A 26,995-nucleotide genomic window follows, 5' to 3' on the forward strand; every position below is an offset into this window, starting at 1 on the left:
AGGAGAAATGATTAGAAGGTGTAATTCACATTAAAGCGGAAATCACGACCAGCTCCCGGTAAGCTGTTAGCTCCTGCCCGCTGGCTATGACTTTTATAACTCTTATTAAATGCGTTGTTGATGGCAAAATTAAGCGTTAAGTTTTCATTTGCATCCCAACTTGCATAGAAATCATTTACACCATAACCGGCTTGTTTAATCGCTTTGCTGCCTGAGCTGGAACCACGGCTCGGTGTTCCGGTTTCGCCTTCGACAAAGCGACCTCGCCAACCGATTTCAAGGGCGGGCGCTTCAAATTTATAGGACATAGCGGTTGTCCAAGTACGTCCCATCGCCACGGCAAGCACCGTATTATCCAATGTTGCGCCATTAAGTGCGGTCGTTTCCGGCTTACTTTCTGCCACTCCTAAGCGGAATTTGAAACCGCCTTGTTTATATGCCGCACCCAATTCATAGCCTTGGTTACGAAGCAACGCGGAATTAACGATAGTATTATCTTTAAGCGCATGGGCATCTTTTACTTTTTGCCAGAAATAGCTACCGTTAAGCGAGATATTTTCATTTAAATCGTAGTTAAAACCGATTTCCGTGTTACGAGCTTTCTCTGCGCGTAGATTGTCTGCAACACTTCGTACCGTTCCACCGGCAAGCGCAACTTCATAAAAACGCGGGTTGCGACTTGCATAATTCAAATTAGTATTAAAACTTAAATGGTCCGTTACTTGCCAAATTAACCCGACACTTGGATTAAAATCATCATTGCTGACTTCTTTGCCATTATTGGCTTTAAATTTAAAGTGATCGTAGCGTAAACCCGTTGTTAACGTAATCGGTCCGAATCCCCAAATACCTTCGGCATATAAACCGACATCTTCTTTCTTCTGATTATTCGTTACAGCACCGCTTAAGTTATTTGGCTTACCTTCTTGATGACGATAATTCACCCCGTATTTCACCCAGTGATTTGCACCGATTTCAGAATCTAAATTAATGTTCACACCTTTTGTTATCACTTTAGCTTCTGAATTTGTGTCTGTTTCTTTACGTGAAATATTCTTTAAATAAGCATTAACTTTCGCTTCGGTAATAAAGCCCATTTTTTTACCCGTCCACTCGAGATTAGTTGTGTCTTGAGTGGTGATACGATAGCGAGGCGAATTGTTATCGGTATAAGGAACCGGATTGCCATTTTGATCAAGAACGTATCCTGTGTTCGGATCAACGGTATATCCTGCGTCACGCCATTTTTTATGTAATTCTCCCGAGCGCGGGTGATTTACGTTAAATGCATAAATTCCCGCTCTATTTTTTGATACCGTAGCCCAATCTTGTGAGAAATCAAATTCTTCACGTAATCCGCGTGCTCCATGATAACGTTCTTGACGATGGCTTAAAACCAAGCGATGATCCTCATTAATATCCACACCGACTTTGGCAAGCAATCCGCGTTCACCAATAGCACTATTTTTTACGGTTTGAGAACCTTCTTTATTGCTATAACCTTTACCACCTTTGTAGTTTTCAATCGTTTTCCAGCTACCGCTTAATAAGGCATCAACGCTACCCGCTCTACCATAGACGGTCGCTCCCTGAGAATGCCCTTTATTACTGCTAACACCGGCATTAAGTTTAAAACCGAAATCTTGTCCTTCTTTTAATAAATCTTTGGCATCTACCGTTGTCGCCTCAATCGAACCACTGGTTGCACCAATCCCCGCACTGGCAGAACCTGCCCCCTTACGAATGTCAATGCGTTTAATTAAGCTCGGATCAAATATAAATCGACTTTGGTGGTGGAATAACTGCGCATCGCTTGAGGTATTATCCACTTTAAAATCAATCTGATCTTGCCCCATTCCTCGAATAGTTACCCACTGTGAAGTGCCGCCATTTCCGCCGCCGAAGTTTACTGCCGGCTCGGCACTTAACACGCCGCGAAGATCCTCATTTGTCGATTTTTTCAAATCATCTAACGTCACCACGTTCGTTTTACTTTTTGCACCGGTATTTTCTGTTACCACATCAATAACACCAAGGGTCTCGACTGCTCCCACCGAAGTTGAAACTAAAACCGCTAAAGGGAGTAAAGCAAAGTTTGTCTTTTTCATAGATATTCTCTTAAGCATGTAAAATATGATAACAATTATCATTTATTTTCACATTTATTTCAAGCAATCTTATTTCTAAAAAATGAAAATATTGAAGAAAAAAATCCCGGCTTGCAATCTCGACAAATCTGCGTATCATTCCACACTTTGTTTTCAACTCGGGTTCCCTCACCCCGAATTATTATTCAATCAAAAAGGTAAAATATGCACATTAATTATCCGATCTTTAACGATCAGCAGAAACGTAACGCGCTCATTTGGTTGAGTCTGTTTCACATTCTCATCATTGCTGCCAGCAATTATTTGGTTCAAATTCCCTTTGAAATCACCTTAAAACCAACCGCACTTGGTGTCGCAGAAGATTTTTCCTTTCATAGCACTTGGGGAACAATCACTTTTCCTTTTATTTTCCTTGCGACAGATTTAACCGTGCGTGTATTTGGCGCAAAAGAAGCACGCCGAATTATTTTTATCGTCATGCTCCCGGCATTGATCGTAAGCTATGTGATTTCCGTATTATTTTCAGATACGCAATTTCAAGGTATAGCGGCTCTGAGTACGTTCGATATATTTGTTTTCCGCATTGCCGTTGCGAGTTTCTTTGCTTATGTGGTGGGACAATTATTGGATGTGACGGTCTTCAACCGCCTACGCCAACTCAAAACTTGGTGGGTTGCACCAAGTAGCTCGATGATATTCGGCTCTCTGGCAGATACCTTTGCTTTCTTCAGCATCGCCTTTTACCGAAGTGCCGATCCTTTTATGGCGGAACACTGGGGTCAACTCGGCTTCGTTGATTATTTATTCAAATTGTTTATTGGTATTCTGTTATTCGTACCGGCTTATGGCGCGGTATTAGGCATTATCTTGCGTAAACTACAAAGATTAAGTAGCCACACCAAATAAGTTTCAATTTAATAAAAAGTGCGGTCGAAAAAGAGAAATTTTTTCGGTATTATGTAGCACCTTACAATGTTTTGTGCAAGTGTACATAATAATGAATTTTTTGACCGCACTTTAAAATCCTAACCTCTCTAGGAACCAATATCGCTATCTTCTTACCGAAATTTTCAACATAGAAAAACGGTACTAAGCAAATTACAAAATAACCATATCATCACGATGAAGGGCAACCGCGCCGTATTCATAGCCAAGAATATGTTCGATTTCGTGAGATTGCTTGCCTTTAATTAACAGCAAAGCCTCATTATTATAACGCGGCATACCGAGCGCAATGTCTTTACCTGCTTGATTGCGAATCTTCACGACTTCACCGCGAGAAAAACGTCCTTCTACCGCAACAATACCTGCCGGCAGTAATGATTTATTTTGTACAAGCATAGCCTGCTCTGCGCCTTCATCAATCATGAGTATGCCCACTGAGGGGGCGGCAAATAACCATTGTTTGCGGCTTTCCAAACGATCGGCTTGGTGAGCGATAAATTTCGTGCCGATATTTTGATCACAGGCTAAATCGGTAATCACATTCGGACGATTCCCCGGTGCAATAATGGTTTCAATACCGGAACGGGTTGCCACATCCGCTGCAATAATTTTGGTACCCATTCCCCCCGTACCGAGGTGAGTTCCACTGCCACCGGCAATAGAACGAATATGATCGGTAATTTTTTCCACAACCGGAATAAGTTTCGCTTCCGGGTTTTTACGCGGATCACTATCAAACAAGCCTTGTTGATCCGTTAGCAAATAAAGCTGTTCCGCTTGAACTAAAATGGCAACCAATGCGGATAAATTATCGTTGTCCCCGACTTTAATTTCTGCGGTTGCAACGGCATCGTTTTCGTTGATAACAGGGATAATTTGATTATCAAGTAAAGCGTGCAAAGTATCGCGTGCATTCAGAAAACGCTCACGATCTTCAATATCGGCACGGGTCAGTAAAATTTGACCGATATGAATGTCATAAATGGCAAATAATTTTTCCCAAGCCTGAATAAGTTGACTTTGTCCCACCGCCGCAAGTAATTGCTTAGAGGCGATTGTGGGCGGTAATTGCGGGTGATTCAAATAATGTCGCCCGGCGGCAATCGCTCCTGAGGTAACAATCACAATACGGTATCCCTCGTGGTGAAGCCGTGCAATTTGACGCACAATTTCCATCATATGCGGGGAATGCAATTTTGTAGTACCTTGGGTTAAGGTGCTGGTGCCAAATTTTACAACAATGGTTTTCTTATTCATTTTTCTTTCTCTTTTTTATTATGAAAACGCCACTCACATTAACACTAAACTTTTTAAAAAGCATTAAAATTATGCAACGCTGTGATATAGTTCCCTTCTATTCAGCAAGGAGTTTTTATGACATTCAGTTTAATTGTTGCCACAACACTCAATAATGTCATCGGCAAAGATAACAAAATGCCTTGGCATCTACCGGCAGATCTGGCATGGTTTCGCCAAAACACCACAAATAAACCGGTGATAATGGGGCGGAAAACCTTTGAGAGTATCGGTCGTCCATTACCAAAGCGGGTGAATATTATTCTTTCCCGCCAACCTTACGGACAAGAGGGCGTGATTTGGAAAAGTAGCTTGGAAAGTGCGGTCGATTTTGTCAAGGATTCTGAAGAGATTATGTTGATCGGCGGAGGGGAACTTTTCAAACAATATTTGCCGCAAGCCGATAAACTTTACTTAACCCAAATTCAAGCGGAAATTGAAGGCGATACTTTTTTCCCGACTTTAAATTGGGATGAGTGGCATATTGAATTTGAAACATACCGAGAAAAAGATGAGGCGAATCCTTACGATTGCCGTTTTTTGATTTTATCCAGAAAGTATTCGTGAAGAAAAAGTGCGGTCGAAATTGACCGCGCTTTTGCATATTGATTAGACGATAAATTAGTTTTTCGCTGCTGCGGCTGCTTTCACGATCACCGCAAATGCCGCTGCTTTTAATGATGCGCCACCTACTAATGCACCGTCGATATCCGGCTGGGTGAATAATTCCGCTGCATTGGCATCATTTACAGAACCGCCGTATTGAATGATAACTTGATTTGCTACGGCTTGAGATTTCGCTGCAATATGACCACGGATAAACGCGTGAACCGCTTGAGCTTGAGCAGGCGTTGCGGATTTTCCGGTACCGATTGCCCAAATCGGTTCATAGGCAATAACAGCATCATTAAAGGCTTCAACACCTAACGCATTAATTACCGCATCAATTTGACGTGCGCAAACTTCTTCTGTTTTACCCGCTTCATTTTCTGCTTCGGATTCACCGATACATAATACAGGTACTAAGCCCGCTTCTTTTAATGCTGCAAATTTTTTAGCGATAAATTCATCACTTTCTTTGTGGTAAGTACGACGCTCAGAATGACCGATAATAATATATTTCGCACCAAAATCTTTTAACATTTCAGTCGAGATATCACCGGTGAATGCGCCTTTTACATTGACATCTACATTTTGTGAACCAAGTGCAATCTGACTTCCTGCAAGTGCTGCTTCAGCTTCCGCCAAGTACATCACCGGCGGTGCAATTGCAACATCACAACCTTCAACACCGGCAAGCTCGGTTTTTAAACCTTCGATTAACTCTTTGGTAAAGGCTTTGCTACCGTTTAATTTCCAGTTCCCCATAACTAAAGGACGACGTGCCATTTTTATTTCTCCATATTAATAAAAAACCCGGTTACTATACCAAATTTTCACTTTGATTCTTTGTTCAAAATCACAAATTTAAAAAAATTTTTTCCGATCACGTGATTCTTTGAAATGAAAAAGCTACAATCTACTGTATAGAATCAATAAAAAATGACCAATTTTATTAAAATGAAGATTTTCAAAGCCGAACAATGGAACATTGAGATGCTACTGCCTCTCTTTGAACATTACCGTCTTAACAATGGAATGACGGAAAATCCTGACCGCACTTTAACCTTCTTAACCAATCGCATTCGTTTTAATGAAAGTCTCTTTTTTATTGCAGTAAACACTGAAAATGAGGCAGTCGGATTTATTCAGCTTTATCCACGTTTATCTTCTCTACAATTGCAACGTTATTGGCAACTTACCGATATTTATGTAAAAGAACATTCACAAAAAACGGATATTTATACCGCACTGATTTCCAAAGCAAAGGATTTTGTACGTTATACTCAATCAACCCGTTTAGTTGCCGAATTAGGGCAAGCACAACATGAATTATTAGAAAATGAGGGGTTCAAATTAAACCCGAAAAAAAGCCTGTTTGAACTGAGTTTATAATGCAAACCGATCTACAATCTTATTGGGATTATTTACGTATAGAACGTCAAGTTAGTCCTCATACGCTCAACAATTATCAACGCCAACTTAATAGCGTGCAAAAATTGCTTATCGAACAAGGCATTCAACAATGGCAGCAGATCACACCAAGTGTTGTGCGTTTCATATTGGCACAAAGTAAAAAAGCGGGACTAAAAGAAAAAAGTCTCGCTTTGCGTTTATCCGCTCTCCGCCAATTTTTAAGCTATTTAGTTCAACAAGATAAATTAAAAGTAAACCCTGCCACGGGTATTTCCGCACCGAAGCAAAGTAAACATTTACCCAAAAATATTGATGGAGAGCAGGTTCAACAACTATTTGCCAATGACAGTAAAGAGCCGATTGATATTCGTGATCGTGCGATTTTAGAGTTAATGTATAGTTCCGGCTTGCGTTTATCCGAATTGCAAGGGCTTAATTTAAACAGCATTAATACTCGAACTCGGGAAGTCCGTGTATTAGGGAAAGGTAATAAGGAACGTATCGTTCCTTTTGGTCGCTATGCCTCTCACGCGTTGCAACAATGGCTAAAAGTACGGTTGTTATTTAATCCTAAAGATGAGGCGTTATTTGTTAGCCGATTGGGTAATCGAATTTCGCATCGCGCGATTCAAAAACGCTTGGAAACATGGGGGATTCGTCAAGGTTTAAACAGCCATTTAAACCCTCATAAATTACGTCATTCTTTTGCAACACATATGTTGGAGGCAAGCTCCGATCTTCGTGCCGTTCAAGAACTGCTTGGGCATAGCAATCTCGCAACTACGCAAATTTATACCCATCTTAATTTCCAACACCTTGCCGATGTGTATGATCAAGCACACCCCAGAGCCAGACGCAAGAAATAAAGTGCGGTCAAAAATAACCGTATTTTTCCATTCGGTTATAAATTAATTTGGAAGAGAGAGGCGTTCCGTTTTATATCAGGAACGCTCATTTGTTTCAAACGGAAATATTTAATCACACAATAACTAAGGATGTTTTATGTTTTTTTTCTTAAAATCCAACCAAGGGAAACCGATTCCCGATGCAGAAATCAGAGCGCATTACAATCGTCTAAGATGGCACGCGCTATTTGGTATTTTTATTGGTTATGCTGCGTTCTATATTCTCCGCAATAACTTTCTCCTCTCTTCACCGGAATTGATTAGCGATTTCGGATTCACCAAAAAAGATATCGGTTTTATTTCCGGTACAATGCTCATCGTTTATGGACTAAGTAAAGGCTTTATGTCGGCCATTGCAGATAAGTCAAATCCAAAACATTTTATGATTTTCGGTTTAATGATGTCCGCTATCGTAAATTTAATGATGGGCTTTAGCGCTTCATTTTGGATTTTCTTATTCCTTTGCGTTCTGAACGGTATTTTCCAAGGAATGGGCGCCGGTCCGGCATATATTGTGCTGGCAAGCTGGTTTCCACGCAAATCTCGCGGTGTTACAACGGCCATTTTCAATATTTCTCACAACGTAGGCGGCGGTTTAGTCGCCCCAATCGCCGGAGCCAGTATTGCATGGTTAGGTCAAGAACATTGGCAAACCGCTCACTTTATTGTCCCGGTTGCCATTGCGACAATCGTTGCCATCATTTTTTATATTTTTGGTGCAGGGCGAACCTACAATGAAGGGTTGCCACCTATGGCTCAAATCTTGAAAAATGAACAAGATGAGCTTGTAGTCACCAAAGATGAAAACATCAACTTAAGCACTTGGGAAATTTTCCGTGATTATATAATGAAAGATATTAATGTATGGTTTGTTTCTTTTATTGATGTGTTTACCTATATGATTCGGTTCGGCGTATTAACTTGGTTACCACTTTATCTGTTAGAGACCAAAGGCTTTTCAAAGGGACAAATGGCAACCGCATTCGCCATTTTTGAATGGGCGGCAATTCCGTCTACTTTATTAGCGGGCTGGCTAACCGATACCTATTTTAAAGGTCGCCGAATGCCCCTTGCAATCATTACTCTATTCGGAGTGGGGGCGGCAATGTTCGCCTATTGGGGGGGAACCGATTTACTCACAGTCACTATCGGTGCAGGTATTATCGGTTGTTTAATTTATGTTCCGATGTTTTTATCTTCTCTTCAAACCATTGAACTTGTTCCCTCTTTTGCAGCAGGTTCGGCAACGGGTTTACGTGGTTTACTCAGTTACATTTTAGGTAGTTTCTCGGGCACGGCATTATTCGGAATCTTGGCAGAACGTTTCGGCTGGGATGCCGGATTCTACTTATTGCTATTCGCAGTGGTCGGTTGCATTTTCTGCTGTTATATGACGCATTTAGGCGTGCTACGTTTAGAGCGTAAAAAAGAGCAAGCAGTGAACAAATAAGCATAAACCAGATATGTTAGAACCTCATTCATTATGATCTGACCCAAAAAAGTTAGACAGTTTAGCAAAGGATTTGAGCTCGATATTGTGTCGGACTCAAATCCTTTAATTGTATCCGTTCCTTATTTATATACAGAATATGCTCCTTCATGGGGAAATCAGCGTTGGATAAACGTAATACCGGCTCATATGCTTTCTAAAAACAAAAAATCAACAAATCCTCAAATTCAAAATGAAAAAGTAACTTGAATTTCCCAATTCAACCGCCATATAGCGAACAAGTTTTTCTTTAAAAGGACAGAATAATGACAACGATTGTAAGTGTTCGCCGTAATGGGCAAGTCGTCGTAGGCGGTGACGGACAGGTTTCTTTGGGTAATACCGTAATGAAAGGGAACGCGCGTAAAGTACGCCGTTTATATAATGGCAAGGTGTTGGCAGGGTTTGCCGGCGGTACGGCAGATGCATTTACACTTTTTGAGCTTTTTGAACGTAAACTTGAAATGCACCAAGGGCATTTACTGAAAAGTGCGGTCGAATTAGCAAAAGATTGGCGAACTGATCGTGCGCTTCGCAAATTAGAAGCGATGTTAATTGTGGCTGATGAAAAAGAAAGTTTAATTATCACCGGTATTGGCGATGTGGTGCAGCCTGAAGAAGATCAAATTTTGGCGATTGGCTCCGGCGGCAATTATGCGCTGTCTGCGGCACGTGCGCTGGTGGAAAATACAGAGTTATCTGCTCAAGAAATCGTAGAAAAATCATTAAAAATTGCAGGCGATATTTGTGTGTTTACTAACACGAATTTCACCATTGAAGTATTACCAAATTAATTTTCTAATTTATTTATTAATACACAGAATAACAAATCAAGGAATAAATTATGTCTGAAATGACTCCTCGCGAAATTGTCTCTGAATTAGATCAACATATTATCGGACAGGCTGATGCCAAAAGAGCGGTTGCTATTGCTTTAAGAAATCGTTGGCGTCGTATGCAATTGCAAGAGCCGCTACGCCATGAAGTGACACCTAAAAATATTTTAATGATTGGACCGACCGGAGTGGGGAAAACGGAAATTGCGCGCCGTTTGGCAAAATTGGCTAATGCGCCGTTTATTAAAGTGGAAGCGACAAAATTTACGGAAGTAGGGTATGTGGGGAAAGAAGTGGATTCTATCATTCGTGATTTAACGGATGGTGCGATGAAGCTGGTTCGTCAACAAGAAATCGCTAAAAATCGTGCAAAAGCGGAAGATGCGGCAGAAGAGCGCATTCTTGATGCTTTATTGCCTCCGGCTAAAAATCAATGGGGGGAAGTGGAAAATCACGATAGCAACAGTGGTACCCGCCAAGCATTTCGTAAAAAATTGCGTGAAGGCCAATTAGATGATAAAGAAATCGAAATTGACGTTTCAGCCGGTATTTCTATGGGGGTGGAAATTATGGCGCCTCCGGGTATGGAAGAAATGACTAATCAGTTGCAGTCTATGTTCCAAAATCTCGGTAGCGAAAAAACGAAAAAACGCAAAATGAAGATCAAAGATGCGCTAAAAACCTTGATCGATGATGAAGCGGCAAAATTAATCAATCCTGAAGAGCTGAAACAAAAAGCGATTGATGCGGTGGAGCAAAACGGGATTGTGTTCATTGATGAGATTGACAAAATTTGTAAAAAAGGTGAATACAGCGGTGCAGATGTATCACGTGAAGGTGTACAACGTGATTTATTACCGTTAGTGGAAGGTTCAACGGTCAGCACCAAACATGGTATGGTCAAAACCGATCATATTTTGTTTATTGCCTCTGGCGCATTCCAAGTGGCGCGACCTTCCGATTTAATTCCTGAATTACAGGGGCGTTTACCTATTCGTGTTGAACTTTCAGCACTAAGTGCGGCTGATTTTGAGCGTATTTTAACAGAGCCTAATGCCTCATTAACCGAGCAATACAAGGCGCTAATGGCGACAGAAGGTGTAAACATTGAATTTACATCAGAGGCGGTGAAAAAAATCGCTGAGGCGGCATTCCGTGTGAATGAGAAAACCGAGAATATCGGCGCTCGCCGCCTACACACCGTCATGGAGCGTTTGATGGATAAAATTTCTTTCAATGCCAGCGATATGAACGGGCAAACGGTCAATATTGATGCGGCTTATGTGGCGGATGCCTTGGGTGAGGTGGTAGAAAACGAAGATTTAAGCCGTTTTATCCTTTAATTTCCTTTGTTTGGTCAATGAAAAAAGTGCGCATATTCTGCGCACTTTTGTTTTGGCGTTATAGATCGTCAATGACTAAATAGATTTTAGCAACAGGGCCATGTACACCGATAACTTTAATCAACTCAATATCAGCCGTGGAACTAGGGCCTGAGATAATATTGATACAAGATGGCATACGCTCGCCTTGTTGCGCTTTATCATGTAGTACTTTTGCAACTTGAGCCACACGAGGAACGACTTGGCTTTTACGTAATACAACGATAGATTTTTCAGGCAGTAAACTTACCGAACGACCACGATCTTGATTTGAAAATAACACAATCCCACCGGTTTCAGCTAAACCATAATCTGCATAGACAACACCAATATTCGCTTTCTCTGAAAAGGCGATATTTTCCTTTGCACTTTCAGGTGACCAAGTGTGGCAGGTGTATTTTTCCGCTAAGACTTGTGGAATACTTAATGCGGTTAATCGTTCATCGGAATTGAGCACCACATCACCTCCGCCATATTTTTCACATAATGCTAATAATGCGCTTGCTGCTTCCGTTTCCGTTGCAATATTTACATCCACCATCATTGTTTTCGCAGAATTAATAAATTCGTTGACAAGTTCGGTTTGCGTTAATTGGGTTAAACGCTCAGTCGGGTAAGTGTTCACCGGTGTTGGCATTGGAGCCGGTTGGGTGCTGCGTGCTTTCCCCATTTTGGCTACCAACTTATTCAAAAAGTTTTCGCGATTTTGTGCGTCCATTAGTTTTTACCTCTATTATTAAACCATTGACGGAAGCTTTCGCCCTCCGGCTGTGGTAGATCTCTTGCTTTTGTCCATTCGGAAAGTGCGCCGACAGAAAGCATTGGTTTACCGTTTTTAATAATTTTACCGGCAAGTTTTGCTCCTACGTTCACCCCTACTTTCCATAATGTTGGGTGGGCATTGGCAAAGGTGAAACCGAAAATGGAAAGTTGTTCCATTGTAGGTGTTTTACCCTGTTCCACCATTTTTTCACGGTGTTTTGAGATAAGTTGAGCCAACGGAATACGAACCGGACAAACGGAATTGCATGCATTACATAAAGAGCAGGCATAAGGTAATTCTTTAAATTCATCATACCCGCCAAGCAATGGTGAAATCACGGCACCGATTGGACCCGGATAAATGGAACCATAACCGTGACCGCCGATTTGACGGTAAGCCGGGCAGGTATTTAAGCAGGCACCACAGCGGATACAGCGCAACACTTCTTGAAATTCAGAAGCTAAAATATCGGAACGACCATTATCCACAATGACTAAATGAAATTCTTCGGGGCCATCGGTTTCACCTTTAAGACGCGGGCCTGTAAGCCAAGTATTATAGCCGGTTAACTTTGCCCCTACGGCACTTCGGGCAAGCATTGTGATTAAAACGTCCACCTCTTGAAAGGTTGGTGCAAGACGCTCCATACCCATTACGGCGATATGGGTTTTAGGAAGTGCGGTGGCTAAGCGTAGATTTCCTTCGTTCGTTACTAAGCAAACGGAACCCGTTTCGGCAACGGCAAAGTTACAGCCACTGATACCGATATCGGCTTCTAGGAAATCTTGACGAATTTTTTCACGCACAAAACGAGTCATATCTTCCGGTGTTTCTTCACCTTCATAACCCAGTTTTTCAGCAAGGTCTTTGCGAATTTGATGACGATCTTTGTGAATTGCAGGTACAACGATATGGGACGGTTTATCACCGGAAATTTGGAGTAAATATTCGCCTAAATCCGTTTCAATCACTTGCATACCTTCTTTTTCTAAGGTTTCATTTAAACCGATTTCCTCGGTAACCATTGATTTGGATTTCACGATTTTCTTGGCATTTTTTTCTAATGCGACTTGGCGGATATATTCACGCGCTTCTTCTGCGGTTTCCGCAAAATAGACTTTACCTCCGTTTTTTTGCACATTTTCACTTAATTGATACAAGTAAGCATCTAAATTAGCTAAAACATGGTTACGGATTTGTTTGGAAAGATCACGCCATTCTTCCCAATGACCTAATTCATCCACCATTTTTTGACGATTTGCACCGATAGTTTCTTGCGCTTTCACCACGGCTTTACGCATAATTTGATTATTAACTTCGTGATTAACACGATCTTTAAACGCAAGTTGGCTTGTTTTTAATGACATCTTATTATTTCTCCCCTTGCATCAATACTTCGGCAATGTGCATTACTTTGATTTTGCTGCCTTCACGTTGTAGGCGTCCGCCAATATTGAGTAAGCAGCTTACATCTGCACCGATTAAATAATCGGGCTCTACTTCTTCAATATGCTCAACTTTTTCTTTTACCATTTCACCGGAAATTTCTGCCATTTTTACGGAAAATGTTCCGCCAAAACCACAGCAGGCTTGTTGGTTGTGAATTGGTAATAATTCTAAACCCTTCACACCTTTTAAGAGTGCGACTGGCTCGTTCACGATACCCAATTTACGCGAAAGGCTGCAAGACGGGTGATAAACCGCTTTTCCGGGTAAATATGCACCGATGTCGGTTACACCTAACTTATTGACAATAAAATCCGTTAAGTCGTAGAAACGATCGGCGACTTTTTGTGCACGTATAGCCCATTCAGGCTCGCCTGCACGTGTAAAATATTCAGGATAATTTTTAATTGCATAGACACAGGAACCGGCGGGAGCAACGATGGGATAATCATTTGCTTCAAAGGTTTGTACTAGACTTTTCATTCCCGGAATTGCTTGTTTTGTGTAACCGCTATTTAATGCGGGCTGCCCACAACAGCCTTGTTTTTCAAGAAAAGTAATTTGACACCCGAGCTTTTCCAGCAATAAGACAGTGTTTTTTGCTACACCGCTTTTTACTATGTCCGCAATACAGGTAACGTAAAAATTCACGTTCATATTTAATGCTCCAACAAAAAGAGAAGTCAACGACGACCGCACTTTATAAAAAGTGCGGTCGTTTTTTCAAATAAATTTTTAAAGAGTGTAGAACAGCGGCACTAAGAATAGTGCGCAAAGGGCTGCAATAATACCGTAGATTACCATTGGCACAATAGTTTTTTTAATAATTGGACCTTCTTGGTTGGAAATATTCAGCACTGAGCTTACTGCTACGATGTTATTAATGCACACCATATTCCCCATTGCACCGCCCACCGATTGTAAGGCGAGTATGAGCACAACAGAGAGACCGGTGGTTTCGGCGGTTGAAAGTTGCACACTACCGAATGTTAAGTTTGATACGGTATTTGAACCTGAGAAGAACGAACCGATAGCACCAAGGAATGAGGAGAAAATCGTCCAGTCACTGCCGGTTACCTCTGCAAATGTGCGACCGATAATTTTTACCATAGAATGCTCACCGCCAACCAACATTAAGTTAACCATTACAAGAGCACCCATTAAGGCAATAAATGGATTTTTTGATTGTTTTAAGCTTGAGCTAAAAATTTGTTTTACGTTTTCACCGGACACTTTAAAGAACGGAATTGCAATAAGCACCGTAATAATAAATGGAATGAGCGCAGGTACATATAACAATTTATAACTGGATGAAACCTGAGAACCAAAAATATTTTTCAAGGTAAAGATAAGTCCTTTACTTATTTCAAAGGTACCAAGTGATCCTAATACGGTAGAGAACCAAACGGTAGTGTCGTTCATCATTGCTTTAAACGGTAATTGCTGTACGCGGGTTACAATTAAAAAAGCAATAAGTAAACCGGTCGGGAATAAGGCTTTTAACACTTGTGAAGTACTAACGGCTTGATTATCAAGCGTATTATCCGTTTTTGCCAAACCGATGTTACGGTTAGCAGCCCACACGGAAATAAATAATCCGACAGCACCACCAATTAATGATGGGAACTCATCGTTTACTTGTGCTAAGAGGAAATAAGGAATAACACAAGCGAATACACTAATGTAGATGAACAACAAGTTTTTACGAATTTCTTGCCAACTAACGACGATGCGTAAGGCTAAGATCGGAATGATAAAAGCGGCAACGGAGTGGATAAACGCAGTGACCGCACCGATTTGTAAAACCATTTCACTTGGTAATTTTAACGGACCGAAACCAAACCAAGTCGGTGTACCGACCGCACCGAAAGACACAGGGACCGAGTTCATCACCAATGCAAGCATTGCAACTTTTAACGGATGAAAACCTAAGCCGACTAAAATAGGCGCAGCAATCGCAGCCGGCGTACCAAAACCGCTTGCACCTTCAATCATAAAGGCAAATGCCCAGCCAATGATCATTAATTGTGCTACCGGATTAGGATTAATGTTTCCCAGCCATTTGCGCATAATATTTGTTGCGCCGGAAACTTCGCTAAAACGGTTAAATAAAATTGCGCCGAAGATAACGGTAATTGGTGTTTGTACTGCAACGATTGCAGAGACAACATTCGCACTAATGGTAACAATATCCGTATCAAAATGAAGAAGATGGACACCCATTACCAAGGTGGCGATCCACGGTAAGGCTACATAAGATGGCAACGCATTGCGTTTAACCATAAGATAAATCAATAAAATGATAGGGAAAATACTAAGAACAAAAGACAGCATTAAAATTTCCTTAAAATTATGTTAAAAAAACGTACATATATTAGTTTTTTTTATGTTAATAGGGTATACCTATTTTGAGAAATTGTGAGTAATATCACAAAAAATCCTACTCCTACTCAGGTTTTATTGAAAAATTATTTAAGTTTTAAAAAAAAATTATAAGAATTAATAAATTATTGGTGTTTTTGTCACTTTATTTTATGTGATTTGGGGAGGGTTTAATTAGAAATAAAAAAGCTGACTTTGTTTTCCAAGTCAGCCTTTTTGTTAATTAAAGGTATCACACATACTTGGATTACCGCTTTGCAAGCCTTTTCTAAACCAGGTCAAACGCTGTGCTGATGTGCCATGAGTAAAACTATCCGGCACCACATAGCCTTGCCCGTGCTTTTGTAAACGATCATCGCCTACGGCTTCAGCCGCATTAAAGGCTTTTTCTTCATCACCGCGTTCAAATAAGCCGCTTTTGACCGCTTGATTTGCCCATACACCGGCAAAACAGTCGGCTTGTAATTCAAGTTTCACGGAAAGCTGATTCGCCATTTTGCGCTCCATCGTTTGTTGGGTCCGATGAACTTGCCCTAAAACGCCTAACAAGTTTTGCACGTGATGTCCTACCTCATGGGCAATTACATAGGCAAAGGCTGAATCACCGGCGGCACCTAATTTATTTTTCATATCGTTGTAGAAAGACAAATCTAAATAAACTTTACGATCATTCGGACAATAAAATGGCCCCATTGCCGATTGCCCCGTTCCACAAGCGGTAGAAGTCGCACCACTATAAAGTACCATAGTCGGTTCTTGATATTGATAACCCATTTGCTTGAAATAATTGCCCCAAACCGTTTCTGTATCCGCTAAAACGACTTTCGATAACGCGGCGAGTTGTTGTTCTTCCTGTGTTTCTAAATGTTGAGAAGATTGTCCTGAAAAATCGGGGGTGCCGACTAAACCCGAGAGATCAACACCATAATAAGCACCGACTAATAAAATAATAAAGCCCAAAATACCGGTGCTTTTGCCGCCGCCAAAATTACCGCCGGATCTTCGTCTATCTTCAACATTTGAACTTTCTCTTCTGCCTTGCCAACGCATATTTTCTCCTGAGTTTAGTGAATGATAAAGTGCGCGTATTTTATCAAAGTGCAGTTGTCTTTAAAGTGGTTTTAGAAAAGATTTACAAGAATTTACGCGGTCGTTTATAGACATTTTCATTACTTTTAAGTATTGTAACGTCTGAAATTTACAACCGAAAAGGAATAAAAAATGGGCTTATTTGATTTTGTCGGTGATATCGGCAAGAAAATTTTTTCTAAACAAGAAGATGCTTCACAAGCAGTAACGCAACACATTGCGGAAGATAATCCGGGCGTAGAAAATCTTTCGGTCACGGTTGAAGATGGTGTGGCGAATATTCAAGGTGTCGCTTCTACGGCAGCCGCATTAGAAAAAGCGGTGTTGATGGCAGGGAATATTCAAGGCATTAGTTCCGTTACCAGTAGCGTAACCGTTAGCAACGGCGAAAGTTTGGCTTCAGAAGATACTTTCTACACCATTCAAAAAGGCGATACTCTGTGGAAGATTGCAGAAAAAACTTACGGCAACGGCGCAAAATATACGGCGATTGTTGAAGCGAATAAAGAGGTAATTAAAGACGCTGATAAAATTTTCCCGGGACAAAAAATTCGTTTGCCAAAAGGTTTATAAGAATCATCAAAGTGCGGTCATTTTTAACCGCACTTTTTTATACTCGAAATTCTGCTGATAAATTCATCAAAATAAATGGCTTTTTGGTTGATTTATCGACTTTCTATCGACTGACTGCTTTTATTTCGTTATAATTCGGCGGTTTTTTATCACTATTATTTTTATTAACAACGTGTTCGGTGTGAGTTTTACCGAGTGCAAAATTAATTGAGGTTACAAATGTCATTAAATATTGAAACAACCCAAGGTTTAGAGCGCCGTGTGGCGATCACTGTTCCGGCTGAAACTGTTGAGAAAGCAACGCGTGAAGAATTTAAACGTGCGGCAAAAAATGTTCGCGTAGATGGTTTCCGTAAAGGACACGTGCCAGCTCACATTATTGAACAACGTTTTGGCGCATCAATTCGTCAAGATGTATTGAATGACTTATTACCACGCCATTTTTTCGATGCGGTGATCGCAGAGAAAATCAATATTGCAGGTCGTCCGACTTTCGCCATTGAAACTTTTGAACAAGGTAAAGATTTGGTTTTTACCGCAACTTTTGAAGTTTATCCGGAAGTGCAATTACAAGGTTTAGAAAATATCAAAGTCGAAAAACCGGCAGTTGAGATTAATGAAGCCGATATCGATAAAATGATCGATGTATTACGCAAACAACAAGCGACTTGGGCGGAAAGTCAAGAGGCAGCAAAAGCGGATGATCGCGTAACCATTGATTTTGTAGGCTCTGTTGATGGTGAAGAATTTGAAGGCGGTAAGGCATCCGACTTTGTTCTGTTTATGGGACAAGGTCGTATGATTCCGGGATTTGAAGCAGGTATTGTTGGGCATAAGGCGGGTGAGCAATTTGGCATTGATGTTACCTTCCCTGAAGAATATCACGCAGAAAACTTAAAAGGTAAACCGGCAAAATTTGCGATTACTTTGAAAAAAGTAGAAAACATGGTATTGCCTGAATTAACGGACGAATTTGTTGCAAAATTTGGTCCGAATACAAAATCCGTTGCGGATTTACGTGCGGAAATTCGTAAAAATATGGAACGCGAATTGAAAAACGCACTAGTATCTCGCGTGAAACAACAGGTTATCAGCGGTTTAATTGAACAAAATCCGATTGATGTACCGACTTCTGCGGTTGAAGAAGAAATCAATGTATTACGTAACCAAGCGGCACAACGTTTTGGCGGCAATACCCAGCAAGCGGCGCAATTACCACGTGAATTGTTTGAGGCGGATGCAAAACGTCGCGTTCAAGTCGGTTTGTTATTCTCTGAAGTGATCAAGTCAAATGAATTGAAAGTAGATGAAGAGCGTGCAAAAGCAATGATCGCAGATATCGCTTCTGCATATGAGCAACCGAGCGAAGTGGTTGAGTATTACAGTAAAAATGAAGAGTTAATGAATAATATTCGTAACGTCGTGTTAGAAGAGCAAGCAGTCGATGCTGTTCTTGCAAAAGCACAAGTGACAGAAAAAGCTTCTTCATTTGATGAAATTATGAATCCGCAAACTGCGTAATTGTGATCGATTTATCACTGTGATTGATTAAAAGTGCGGTCGCTATTTTAAATAAAAGCGACCGCGTTTTTATTTGCAGGTCTTTTTTAGGTAAAATAGCCAACAACTTTATGAGTAATAGGTGAGAAAATGAGTTTAGTTCCAATGGTCGTAGATCAGACTTCGCGTGGCGAACGTGCCTACGATATTTATTCCCGTTTATTAAAAGAACGCGTGATTTTTTTAACCGGACAGGTTGAAGATCATATGGCAAATTTGATTGTCGCACAGTTGCTATTTTTAGAATCGGAAGATCCGACCAAAGATATTAATATTTATATCAATTCACCGGGTGGTTCGGTAACGGCCGGTATGGCAATTTACGATACGATGCAATTTATTAAGCCGGATGTACGTACCCTTTGTATCGGTCAGGCGTGTTCTATGGGCGCATTTTTATTGGCCGGAGGTACTGCCGGAAAACGTGCCGCATTACCAAATTCTCGCGTAATGATTCATCAACCATTAGGCGGATATCGTGGACAGGCATCGGATATTCAAATTCACGCACAAGAAATTTTAAAAATTAGACATACCTTAAACGAACGTTTGGCTTTCCATACCGGACAGAGCATTGAGCGCATTGAACAGGATACCGATCGTGATAACTTTATGTCTGCGGAAGAAGCTAAAATTTATGGCTTAGTGGATGACGTGTTGGTTCAACGTTAAGGATTTAAAATGACAACCGAAAATAAAGATTTACATTGTTCTTTCTGTGGCAAAGAAAAAGGTGAAGTAGATAAATTGATTGCAGGTACGGATGGTTATATTTGTAACGAATGTATTGAACTTTGCCATTCTATGCTGGAAGAAAGTAATGAAATGAATGATGAGAACGGTGATGAAAGTGCGGTTAAAAATGACACCAAATTACCTACCCCTCATGAGATTCGCGCACATTTAGATGATTATGTGATCGGTCAAGATTATGCCAAAAAAGTGCTTTCCGTAGCCGTATATAATCACTATAAACGCCTACGTAGTAACTATGAAAGCGATAATGTGGAATTAGGTAAAAGTAACATTTTGCTGATTGGCCCGACGGGCAGCGGTAAAACATTACTTGCGCAAACGTTGGCACGACGCTTAAATGTTCCTTTCGCTATGGCGGATGCGACAACCTTAACGGAAGCCGGTTATGTCGGTGAAGACGTGGAAAACGTGTTACAAAAATTGCTACAAAATTGTGAATATGATACGGAAAAAGCGGAACAAGGCATAATTTATATCGATGAAATCGATAAAATTAGCCGTAAGTCTGAGGGGGCGTCTATCACACGTGATGTATCCGGAGAAGGCGTTCAACAAGCTTTATTGAAATTGGTTGAAGGGACTATTGCCTCTGTGCCTCCACAAGGCGGGCGCAAACACCCTCAACAAGAAATGTTGAAGGTTGATACCTCAAAAATTCTCTTTATTTGCGGAGGCGCGTTTGCCGGTTTGGATAAGATTATCGGTAAGCGTACACAAATCGGTACAAGTATCGGCTTTGATGCTAAGGTAGAAAAAGACGAGGAACAATCTTTGTCAGAATTACTCCGTCAGGTAGAACCGGATGATTTAATGAAGTTTGGTCTTATTCCTGAATTTATCGGTCGTTTACCAATGATTGCACCATTGAGCGAATTAGATGAAGAGGCTTTGGTACAAATTCTTACTCAACCGAAAAATGCCTTAACCAAACAATATCAAGCATTGTTCGGCTTAGAAAACGTTGAATTGGAGTTTACGCCGGAAGCCTTAAAAGCAATGGCGAAAAAAGCGCTTGAACGCAAAACCGGTGCACGTGGTTTACGTTCTATCGTAGAAGCCGTGTTATTGGATACGATGTACGATTTACCGTCTCTTGAAAATCTTGAGAAAGTCGTAGTGAACGAAGCAACGATTGTGGAAAACAAAGCACCTGAACTGGTTTACCTGGCTTAGGTGCATGAGAAAGTGCGGTTGATTTTCTAAGTGTTTTTTTCATTTCTTATTTTTCAATAGGAAATTTCAAAAGAAAATGCTACAATCGCGCGTTCTTAAATTATCCCTATTTTCCCCTTTTAAAACGGATTCAATTATGACAACTGAAATTGTTGATAAAAAGAAAAAAATAGAAGAGCCGACAGAAGGTAAATCAAAAGGTCTAAATACATTACTTTGGGTATTGGTTGTCGTTTTCTTCTCCGCGGCGGCAGTCGGTAACGTGTATTTCCAAAAAGAATTTTCAGCACCGATTCGTGTCATTGCGATAGCTGTGCTCCTTGTGCTCACCTTTATTTTTGCTGCGATAACCAATCAAGGTACGAAAGCTCGTAATTTCTTTAAAGAAGCGAAAAATGAAGCGCGTAAAGTCGTGTGGCCGACACGCTCCGAAACCCGTCAAACAACATTAATCGTAATGGCTGTAACCGTGATTTCATCACTATTTTTCTGGGCGGCAGATTCCATTATCGTATCTATTATTAACTTCTTAACCGATTTGAGATTCTAAAATGACCGAAGAAACAACAGTATCAAAAAAACGTTGGTATGTTTTACAAGCGTTTTCCGGTTTTGAAAGCCGTGTCGCATTAACTTTGCGTGAGTATATTAAACAGCACCAAATGGAAGACCAATTTGGTGAAGTGTTGGTACCTAGTGAAGAAGTGGTTGAAAACGTAGCCGGTAAACGTCGTAAAAGCGAACGTAAATTCTTTCCGGGTTATGTGCTTGTAGAAATGGAAATGAATGATGATACCTGGCACTTAGTAAAAAGCGTGCCGCGTGTAATGGGGTTTATCGGCGGAACACCGGATAAACCGGCGCCGATTTCTAAACGTGAGGCTGACACTATTCTAAGTCGTTTAGAACAAAGTTCTGATAAGCCGCGTCACCGTAATGAATATTCACCGGGTGAAGAGGTGCGAGTTACCGAAGGTCCGTTCGCAGACTTTAACGGTACGGTAGAAGAAGTAGATTATGAAAAAGGTCGCTTAAAAGTTTCCGTTTCTATCTTTGGACGTGCTACACCGGTTGAATTGGAATTTGGTCAAGTTGAAAAAACAAACTAATTTTTGACCGCACTTTGAATATAAAAAATGGCTTATTGTATAAGCCATTTTTTATAGGGTTAATCCGATGATTTTGGATTGGATTTTAATAATTCAATAATTTCTTTTAAAGCTGCAATTTCACTATCTCGGGATTGTAATAATTGTTTAAGGGCTTGGTTCTCTAATGCTAATGTTTCCGGTACAGCTATATAGCTATGATTATTACTATTATCTCCGATAGAGAAGAAAAAAGATCTATCTTGAGTTGCTATCAGCTCTACCAAATCAATATCAAAAATAGCGGCAATCTGTTTCAGCTTATCTAAATTAAGGCTACTTTGTCCACGCTCAATTTTGGCATAACCTGTCGGCGACATATCTAGTTTTTCTGCCATTTCCTCTTGCGACCATTGGTTGATTTCTCGCATTACTCGGATTTTTTCGTGAATTTCCATTCTTGCCTCTTAGTGTGATTTTCTACCGTAAAAGTCAGTTTTTTGATATTGCCGGATACTGGCATTTACCTATACAGAGTCTAAACTATACCATAAATTTTGTACTTTTATTTGAGGTGATTATGAAAAAATTTTTATTAGGGGCTGTAATCGTTACAGGTGTTGCGACAATGCTAACAGGGTGTGTGGTGACAAAACCTTTTGAACCAAAACCGCTGGATGAAAAAGCGAGAGGAATTTCGATAGTAAGATCAACTCCTTATGGCTGTAAAGTATTAGGGGAGGTAGAGGGATTTGATAAAACAAATTCTGATAAAAATCGACCGTTTGATGTTATATACACAGATCCCACATTAGAAGAAGCAAGACGGGGCGCATTAAACGATGCTAGGAATAATGCTGTAGAAGTAGCAGGCAAAGCGAAGAGAGTTACGCTACGGATAGTGGAAGCAAAAGCAACTTGCTTTACACCAAACGGAGTCTGTGCTCCTAATATTATCGATACTAGTCGAGTACTAAGCTTCCGTGTTTCGGCACAAGTGTTTGAATGTGGCAAGAAAGATTAAGTAGGGGTTTTTATGAATGTTAAACCATTAAATCGAACAATATATGCAATTTTTTATGTGATTAATTGTATATTCTTTGGTCTTTTATACATTCTTACATTAAGGATAAGTCCTTACATTGCACTAGTAGTGTATATTATTCAATTTGTTATATTTTACTATTGTGCAGCTGGTCGTTTAAAAGATTTGGGACTTGATCCACGTTGGGCGGCTGTTACGGTTATTCCAATGAGTTGTTTTGTCTTGCTATTCCCTGAAAGCAAGACTAAGCAAATGTAGCAAAATATAAAATTCGCTTGAAAAGCGGTCAAATTTTTTATAGAATTCAAAAACTATTTACGAGCTAATTCATTAGCTCGTATTTTTGTGTAACAGGGGAGCAGATTTTCTGCGTTATACCCATCAAGAGGAAACTTAAAAATGGCAAAAAAAGTCCAAGCATACGTTAAGTTGCAAGTGGCGGCCGGTATGGCTAACCCATCACCACCAGTTGGTCCTGCATTAGGTCAACAAGGTGTGAATATTATGGAATTTTGTAAAGCATTCAATGCTCGTACCGAGAGCTTAGAAAAAGGTTTACCGATTCCGGTTGTAATCACAGTTTATGCAGACCGTTCATTCACGTTCGTCACGAAAACCCCACCGGCGGCAGTATTATTGAAAAAAGCTGCGGGCATCAAATCCGGTTCAGGTAAACCGAATAAAGATAAAGTGGGTAAAGTAACCTTAGATCAAATCCGTCAGATTGCTGAAACGAAAGCGGCAGATATGACCGGTGCGACTATCGAGACCAAAATGGAATCAATCAAAGGTACTGCTCGTTCAATGGGCTTAGTGGTGGAGGAGTAATACGATGGCTAAATTGACTAAAAAAATGAAAGCAATCAAAGCTGGCGTAGATTCTACTAAAGCGTATGATATCAACGAGGCAATCGCAGTATTGAAACAATTCGCAACGGCTAAATTCGTTGAAAGCGTTGATGTAGCGGTGAACTTAGGTATCGATCCTCGTAAATCTGACCAAAACGTCCGTGGTGCAACAGTACTTCCACACGGTACAGGTCGTGAAGTGCGTGTTGCAGTATTCACACAAGGCGCAAATGCAGATGCAGCTAAAGAAGCGGGTGCTGATTTAGTAGGTATGGAAGACTTAGCAGAGCAAGTCAAAAAAGGCGAAATGAACTTTGATGTTGTTATCGCTTCTCCTGATGCAATGCGTGTTGTGGGTCAATTAGGTCAAGTATTAGGCCCGCGCGGTTTAATGCCAAACCCAAAAGTCGGTACTGTTACACCAAACGTAGCAGAAGCGGTTAAAAATGCGAAATCAGGTCAGATTCGCTACCGTAACGACAAGAACGGTATCATTCACACCACTATCGGTAAAGTGAATTTCTCTGAAGAACAGTTAAAAGAAAACCTTCAAGCGTTATTGGCTGCTTTAACTAAAGCAAAACCAACTACAGCGAAAGGTGTGTTCATTAAGAAAGTAAGCATCTCCACCACAATGGGGGCAGGTGTTGCTGTTGATCAATCTTCTTTATAATTTAAAGAATTGCTAAAATTTAAACCGCACTTTATCGACTAAAGTGCGGTTTTCTTTTTTCTATTTTTATCATAGGGAAAATAATAATGATTTTTCAAACGGAGCTGAATCAGCAGCTTAAGAGTGCAGGCATCGGTATTAATGCAACCGAACTTCACGGATTTTTAAGCGGATTAATCTGTGGTGGAGTGAATGATCACAGTTGGCAGGCTTTACTCTATCAATTCACCAATGATAATCACGCCTATCCTAGCGCGCTTTTAGCTAAAGTAACCGAACTTTATCAAGCCATTTTTGCTGAATTATCGGATGTAGAAAGTTTTTCTTTCGAGCTTTGTTTAGCGGAAGAGAGCGATGTTTTTATCCGTGCGGACAGTCTTTCGGAATGGACTAATCACTTTTTGCTTGGTTTAGGTTTAGCGCAGCCGCATTTGGATAGGGAAAAAGGTGAAATTGAAGAAGCGGTGAATGATTTACGGGATATTTGCCAACTCGGTTATGATGAAGAGGATGACAAAGAAGAAATGAGCGAGGCACTTGAAGAAATTATAGAATATATTCGCACGATTGCCGTCTTGTTTTATACGGAATTTAGTCAACATTCGGCGCCGGAAAAACCGGTCTTACATTAATCATATTGCAAGGGAAGGGATAAAAAATGGATCTTGCTTATATGGCTGAATTGCCTCAAGAAGAATTTATACAACGTCGTCAACGGGTTTTGGCCCAAATGCAACCTAATTCTGTGTTGCTATTGTTTTCAGAAATTGAAAAACGCCGTAATAATGACTGTGATTTTCCTTTCCGCCAAGATAGTTATTTTTGGTATTTAACCGGTTTTAATGAGCCGAATGCGGCACTTGTTCTCATGAAAACCGAACAAGTAGAAAAAGCGATTGTTTTTCTTCGTCCCCGTGATCCTTTGTTAGAAACTTGGAATGGTCGCCGTTTAGGTGTGGAGAGAGCCGCGCAAAAATTGAATATAGATGAGGCTTATTCGATAGATAAATTCAGTACGATTTTTACCAAAATTACGCAAAATCTAACCGCACTTTATTATGCGCCGAAATGGCATTTATGGGGAGATAAATTGCTGTGTGAAAGTGCGGTCAGTTTTTCGAATGTTTTAGATTGGCGTCCGATGATAAGCGAAATGCGCTTGATTAAATCGCCGAATGAAATTCGCTTAATGCAACAAGCGGGGCAAATTTCTGCCTTAGGGCATATTAAAGCGATGCAGGAAACCCGTCCTAATCGTTTTGAATATGAAATTGAAAGTGAGATTTTGTATGAGTTTAACCGCCATGGCGCACGTTTTGCCTCATATAATTCGATTGTTGCCGGCGGTGATAATGCGTGCATTTTACATTACACGGAAAATGATCAGCCGTTAAAAGACGGTGATCTTGTGCTAATTGATGCGGGTTGTGAGTTTGCTATGTATGCCGGTGATATTACCCGGACTTTTCCGGTAAATGGTAAATTTACCCAAGCGCAACGTGAAATTTATGAATTAGTCTTAAAAGCGCAGAAGCGTGCGATTGAGTTATTGGTGGCGGGAAGTTCTATCAAAAAAGTGAATGATGAAGTGATTCGCATCAAAGTACAGGGGTTGGTGGCGCTTGGTATTTTGCATGGAGATGTGAATGAACTTATAGAACAAAAAGCCCATCGTCAATTTTATATGCATGGTTTAGGGCATTGGCTTGGATTAGATGTGCATGATGTAGGCGAGTATGGCGAAGAACGTGATCGTATTTTAGAAGTGGGTATGGTACTTACCGTAGAACCGGGGTTATATATTTCAGAAGAAGCGGATGTACCGGCGCAATATAAGGGAATCGGAGTGCGTATTGAAGATAATCTGCTAATAACGGAGTATGGCAATAAGATTTTAACGGCTGCCGCTCCAAAAGAAATTAACGAGATTGAAAGTTTAATGGAAAAAAATAAAGTATTTTCCAAAATGTGATCTACCGCAAGTTTTTTTGATTTTTGGAGTGCTACTATACTTCACAGATAAGTAAATTAAATACAATAAGACAGGGGGTCGATTATGTATAAACATATCTTAGTCGCAGTTGATCTTTCCGATGAGAGCGAATTTTTACTCAAAAAAGCGGTTGCCGTGGCAAAACGTCATGATGCGAAACTTTCCATCATTCACGTAGATGTTAATTTCTCGGATCTTTATACGGGATTGATTGATGTCAATATGTCGTCTATGCAGGATCGAATTTCAAGTGAAACCCAAAAGGCGTTATTGGATTTATCTGAAAGAGCCGATTATCCGATTCAGGAGAAATTAAGTGGCAGCGGTGATTTAGGTCAGGTGCTCAGTGATGCGATTGAGCATTATGATATTGATTTATTGGTAACAGGTCATCATCAAGATTTCTGGAGTAAATTAATGTCCTCAACACGCCAAGTGATGAATACGATCAAAATTGATATGTTAGTTGTTCCGCTTCGTGATGAATAAGTGACGTTTGTTTTCATTCGTTTAAAAAAATAAATAAATTTTGACCGCACTTTTTACATTGTGTTGTAAAGTGCGGTTTTATTTTGGCTATTTTGAATAGAACCGAAAATTTTATAAAAAAAGAAGTAGGCGTTTAAAT

At 40.4% G+C, this 26,995-nt stretch carries 30 protein-coding genes; 20 read left to right on the forward strand and 10 right to left on the reverse strand.

The genetic code is table 11. The features are described 5' to 3' along the window. Positions 1-11: 11 nt before the first annotated feature. Positions 12-2,108 carry a TonB-dependent receptor domain-containing protein gene (locus IHV77_RS07535; protein WP_194811375.1) on the reverse strand — a complete coding sequence of 699 codons (2,097 nt, stop codon included), beginning with the start codon at positions 2,106-2,108 and terminating at the stop codon, positions 12-14. Between the two features lie 204 nt (positions 2,109-2,312). Here IHV77_RS07535 and IHV77_RS07540 point away from each other — a divergent pair, with 204 nt between their 5' ends. Next, the gene (locus IHV77_RS07540; protein ID WP_194811376.1) at positions 2,313-3,014 is read left to right on the forward strand and encodes a 7-cyano-7-deazaguanine/7-aminomethyl-7-deazaguanine transporter; all 702 of its coding nucleotides are present in this window, start codon (positions 2,313-2,315) and stop codon (positions 3,012-3,014) included. A 192-nt stretch (positions 3,015-3,206) separates the two neighbouring features. On the opposite strand, the gene proB is transcribed toward IHV77_RS07540, so the two are convergent. After that, a complete protein-coding gene (gene proB / locus IHV77_RS07545; RefSeq protein WP_194811377.1) occupies positions 3,207-4,310 on the reverse strand; it encodes a glutamate 5-kinase in 1,104 nt (367 codons plus the stop codon). A gap of 117 nt (positions 4,311-4,427) precedes the next feature. Here proB and folA point away from each other — a divergent pair, with 117 nt between their 5' ends. Further along, positions 4,428-4,916, forward strand: coding sequence for a type 3 dihydrofolate reductase (folA, locus tag IHV77_RS07550; protein ID WP_194811378.1), 489 nt, complete (start codon positions 4,428-4,430; stop codon positions 4,914-4,916). A 54-nt stretch (positions 4,917-4,970) separates the two neighbouring features. On the opposite strand, the gene tpiA is transcribed toward folA, so the two are convergent. After that, complete coding sequence (tpiA, locus tag IHV77_RS07555) at positions 4,971-5,738, reverse strand: triose-phosphate isomerase (protein WP_194811379.1); 768 nt, start codon at positions 5,736-5,738, stop codon at positions 4,971-4,973. Positions 5,739-5,909: 171 nt separating this feature from the next. Here tpiA and IHV77_RS07560 point away from each other — a divergent pair, with 171 nt between their 5' ends. From IHV77_RS07560 to IHV77_RS07570, 3 genes are all read left to right on the forward strand, one after another. Continuing rightward, a complete protein-coding gene (locus IHV77_RS07560) occupies positions 5,910-6,344 on the forward strand; it encodes a GNAT family N-acetyltransferase (protein ID WP_194813252.1) in 435 nt (144 codons plus the stop codon). Beyond that, positions 6,344-7,231 carry a tyrosine recombinase XerC gene (gene xerC, locus IHV77_RS07565; RefSeq protein ID WP_194811380.1) on the forward strand — a complete coding sequence of 296 codons (888 nt, stop codon included), beginning with the start codon at positions 6,344-6,346 and terminating at the stop codon, positions 7,229-7,231. The genes IHV77_RS07560 and xerC overlap by 1 nt, the downstream gene beginning before the upstream one ends. A gap of 136 nt (positions 7,232-7,367) precedes the next feature. After that, on the forward strand, positions 7,368-8,720 hold the full coding sequence (locus IHV77_RS07570; RefSeq protein ID WP_194811381.1) for an MFS transporter: 1,353 nt from the start codon (positions 7,368-7,370) through the stop codon (positions 8,718-8,720). A 61-nt stretch (positions 8,721-8,781) separates the two neighbouring features. On the opposite strand, the gene IHV77_RS12055 is transcribed toward IHV77_RS07570, so the two are convergent. Further along, positions 8,782-8,871 (reverse strand): IS3 family transposase, encoded by a 90-nt coding sequence (locus tag IHV77_RS12055; protein WP_194811382.1) that lies wholly within the window; start codon positions 8,869-8,871, stop codon positions 8,782-8,784. Between the two features lie 154 nt (positions 8,872-9,025). On the opposite strand from IHV77_RS12055, the gene hslV reads away from it, so the two are divergent. Then, positions 9,026-9,553, forward strand: a complete 528-nt coding sequence (hslV, locus tag IHV77_RS07580; protein WP_194811383.1) for an ATP-dependent protease subunit HslV — start codon at positions 9,026-9,028, stop codon at positions 9,551-9,553. Between the two features lie 50 nt (positions 9,554-9,603). Then, positions 9,604-10,938 (forward strand): HslU--HslV peptidase ATPase subunit, encoded by a 1,335-nt coding sequence (gene hslU / locus IHV77_RS07585; protein ID WP_194811384.1) that lies wholly within the window; start codon positions 9,604-9,606, stop codon positions 10,936-10,938. 58 nt (positions 10,939-10,996) lie between these two features. Here hslU and IHV77_RS07590 read toward each other — a convergent pair whose 3' ends face one another. From IHV77_RS07590 to ypfJ, 5 genes are all read right to left on the reverse strand, one after another. Continuing rightward, entirely contained in the window at positions 10,997-11,695 is a 699-nt protein-coding gene (locus tag IHV77_RS07590; protein WP_194811385.1) for a LutC/YkgG family protein, read from the reverse strand. Beyond that, positions 11,695-13,107, reverse strand: a complete 1,413-nt coding sequence (locus IHV77_RS07595; RefSeq protein WP_194811386.1) for a LutB/LldF family L-lactate oxidation iron-sulfur protein — start codon at positions 13,105-13,107, stop codon at positions 11,695-11,697. The genes IHV77_RS07590 and IHV77_RS07595 overlap by 1 nt, the downstream gene beginning before the upstream one ends. Positions 13,108-13,111: 4 nt before the next feature. After that, positions 13,112-13,843 carry a (Fe-S)-binding protein gene (locus tag IHV77_RS07600; RefSeq protein ID WP_194811387.1) on the reverse strand — a complete coding sequence of 244 codons (732 nt, stop codon included), beginning with the start codon at positions 13,841-13,843 and terminating at the stop codon, positions 13,112-13,114. 78 nt (positions 13,844-13,921) lie between these two features. Then, a complete protein-coding gene (locus tag IHV77_RS07605) occupies positions 13,922-15,520 on the reverse strand; it encodes a lactate permease LctP family transporter (RefSeq protein ID WP_194811388.1) in 1,599 nt (532 codons plus the stop codon). 267 nt (positions 15,521-15,787) lie between these two features. Continuing rightward, positions 15,788-16,618: a KPN_02809 family neutral zinc metallopeptidase gene (ypfJ, locus tag IHV77_RS07610; protein WP_194811389.1), complete on the reverse strand. Its 831-nt coding sequence runs from the start codon at positions 16,616-16,618 to the stop codon at positions 15,788-15,790. Between the two features lie 171 nt (positions 16,619-16,789). On the opposite strand from ypfJ, the gene lysM reads away from it, so the two are divergent. The 6 genes from lysM (at position 16,790) to nusG (ending at position 21,828) form a co-directional block, all read left to right on the forward strand. Then, a complete protein-coding gene (lysM, locus tag IHV77_RS07615) occupies positions 16,790-17,230 on the forward strand; it encodes a peptidoglycan-binding protein LysM (protein WP_194811390.1) in 441 nt (146 codons plus the stop codon). A gap of 219 nt (positions 17,231-17,449) precedes the next feature. Next, positions 17,450-18,751: a trigger factor gene (gene tig, locus IHV77_RS07620; RefSeq protein ID WP_194811391.1), complete on the forward strand. Its 1,302-nt coding sequence runs from the start codon at positions 17,450-17,452 to the stop codon at positions 18,749-18,751. 129 nt (positions 18,752-18,880) lie between these two features. Beyond that, positions 18,881-19,462, forward strand: coding sequence for an ATP-dependent Clp endopeptidase proteolytic subunit ClpP (clpP, locus tag IHV77_RS07625; protein ID WP_194811392.1), 582 nt, complete (start codon positions 18,881-18,883; stop codon positions 19,460-19,462). Between the two features lie 9 nt (positions 19,463-19,471). Further along, positions 19,472-20,719, forward strand: coding sequence for an ATP-dependent protease ATP-binding subunit ClpX (clpX, locus tag IHV77_RS07630; protein WP_194811393.1), 1,248 nt, complete (start codon positions 19,472-19,474; stop codon positions 20,717-20,719). Positions 20,720-20,855: 136 nt separating this feature from the next. Next, positions 20,856-21,269: a preprotein translocase subunit SecE gene (gene secE / locus IHV77_RS07635; RefSeq protein ID WP_194811394.1), complete on the forward strand. Its 414-nt coding sequence runs from the start codon at positions 20,856-20,858 to the stop codon at positions 21,267-21,269. Position 21,270: 1 nt separating this feature from the next. Then, a complete protein-coding gene (gene nusG, locus IHV77_RS07640) occupies positions 21,271-21,828 on the forward strand; it encodes a transcription termination/antitermination protein NusG (protein WP_194811395.1) in 558 nt (185 codons plus the stop codon). A 59-nt stretch (positions 21,829-21,887) separates the two neighbouring features. Here the strand turns inward: nusG and IHV77_RS07645 are convergent, their stop codons facing one another. Beyond that, positions 21,888-22,265 (reverse strand): helix-turn-helix domain-containing protein, encoded by a 378-nt coding sequence (locus tag IHV77_RS07645; RefSeq protein ID WP_194811396.1) that lies wholly within the window; start codon positions 22,263-22,265, stop codon positions 21,888-21,890. 122 nt (positions 22,266-22,387) lie between these two features. On the opposite strand from IHV77_RS07645, the gene IHV77_RS07650 reads away from it, so the two are divergent. The 7 genes from IHV77_RS07650 to uspA all read left to right on the forward strand — a co-directional run bounded on the left by IHV77_RS07650 (position 22,388) and on the right by uspA (position 26,856). Continuing rightward, the gene (locus tag IHV77_RS07650; protein ID WP_194811397.1) at positions 22,388-22,831 is read left to right on the forward strand and encodes a hypothetical protein; all 444 of its coding nucleotides are present in this window, start codon (positions 22,388-22,390) and stop codon (positions 22,829-22,831) included. 12 nt (positions 22,832-22,843) lie between these two features. Next, complete coding sequence (locus IHV77_RS07655) at positions 22,844-23,110, forward strand: hypothetical protein (RefSeq protein WP_194811398.1); 267 nt, start codon at positions 22,844-22,846, stop codon at positions 23,108-23,110. 141 nt (positions 23,111-23,251) lie between these two features. Further along, positions 23,252-23,680, forward strand: a complete 429-nt coding sequence (gene rplK / locus IHV77_RS07660) for a 50S ribosomal protein L11 (protein WP_194811399.1) — start codon at positions 23,252-23,254, stop codon at positions 23,678-23,680. Between the two features lie 4 nt (positions 23,681-23,684). After that, on the forward strand, positions 23,685-24,374 hold the full coding sequence (rplA, locus tag IHV77_RS07665) for a 50S ribosomal protein L1 (RefSeq protein ID WP_194811400.1): 690 nt from the start codon (positions 23,685-23,687) through the stop codon (positions 24,372-24,374). 86 nt (positions 24,375-24,460) lie between these two features. After that, on the forward strand, positions 24,461-25,006 hold the full coding sequence (locus IHV77_RS07670; RefSeq protein ID WP_194811401.1) for a YecA/YgfB family protein: 546 nt from the start codon (positions 24,461-24,463) through the stop codon (positions 25,004-25,006). 26 nt (positions 25,007-25,032) lie between these two features. Next, positions 25,033-26,346 (forward strand): Xaa-Pro aminopeptidase, encoded by a 1,314-nt coding sequence (pepP, locus tag IHV77_RS07675; RefSeq protein WP_194811402.1) that lies wholly within the window; start codon positions 25,033-25,035, stop codon positions 26,344-26,346. Positions 26,347-26,430: 84 nt separating this feature from the next. Continuing rightward, positions 26,431-26,856: a universal stress protein UspA gene (gene uspA, locus IHV77_RS07680; RefSeq protein WP_194811403.1), complete on the forward strand. Its 426-nt coding sequence runs from the start codon at positions 26,431-26,433 to the stop codon at positions 26,854-26,856. Positions 26,857-26,995: the final 139 nt, after the last annotated feature.

The organism is Rodentibacter haemolyticus (assembly GCF_015356115.1).
GTDB classification, from domain to species: Bacteria; Pseudomonadota; Gammaproteobacteria; order Enterobacterales; family Pasteurellaceae; genus Rodentibacter; species Rodentibacter haemolyticus.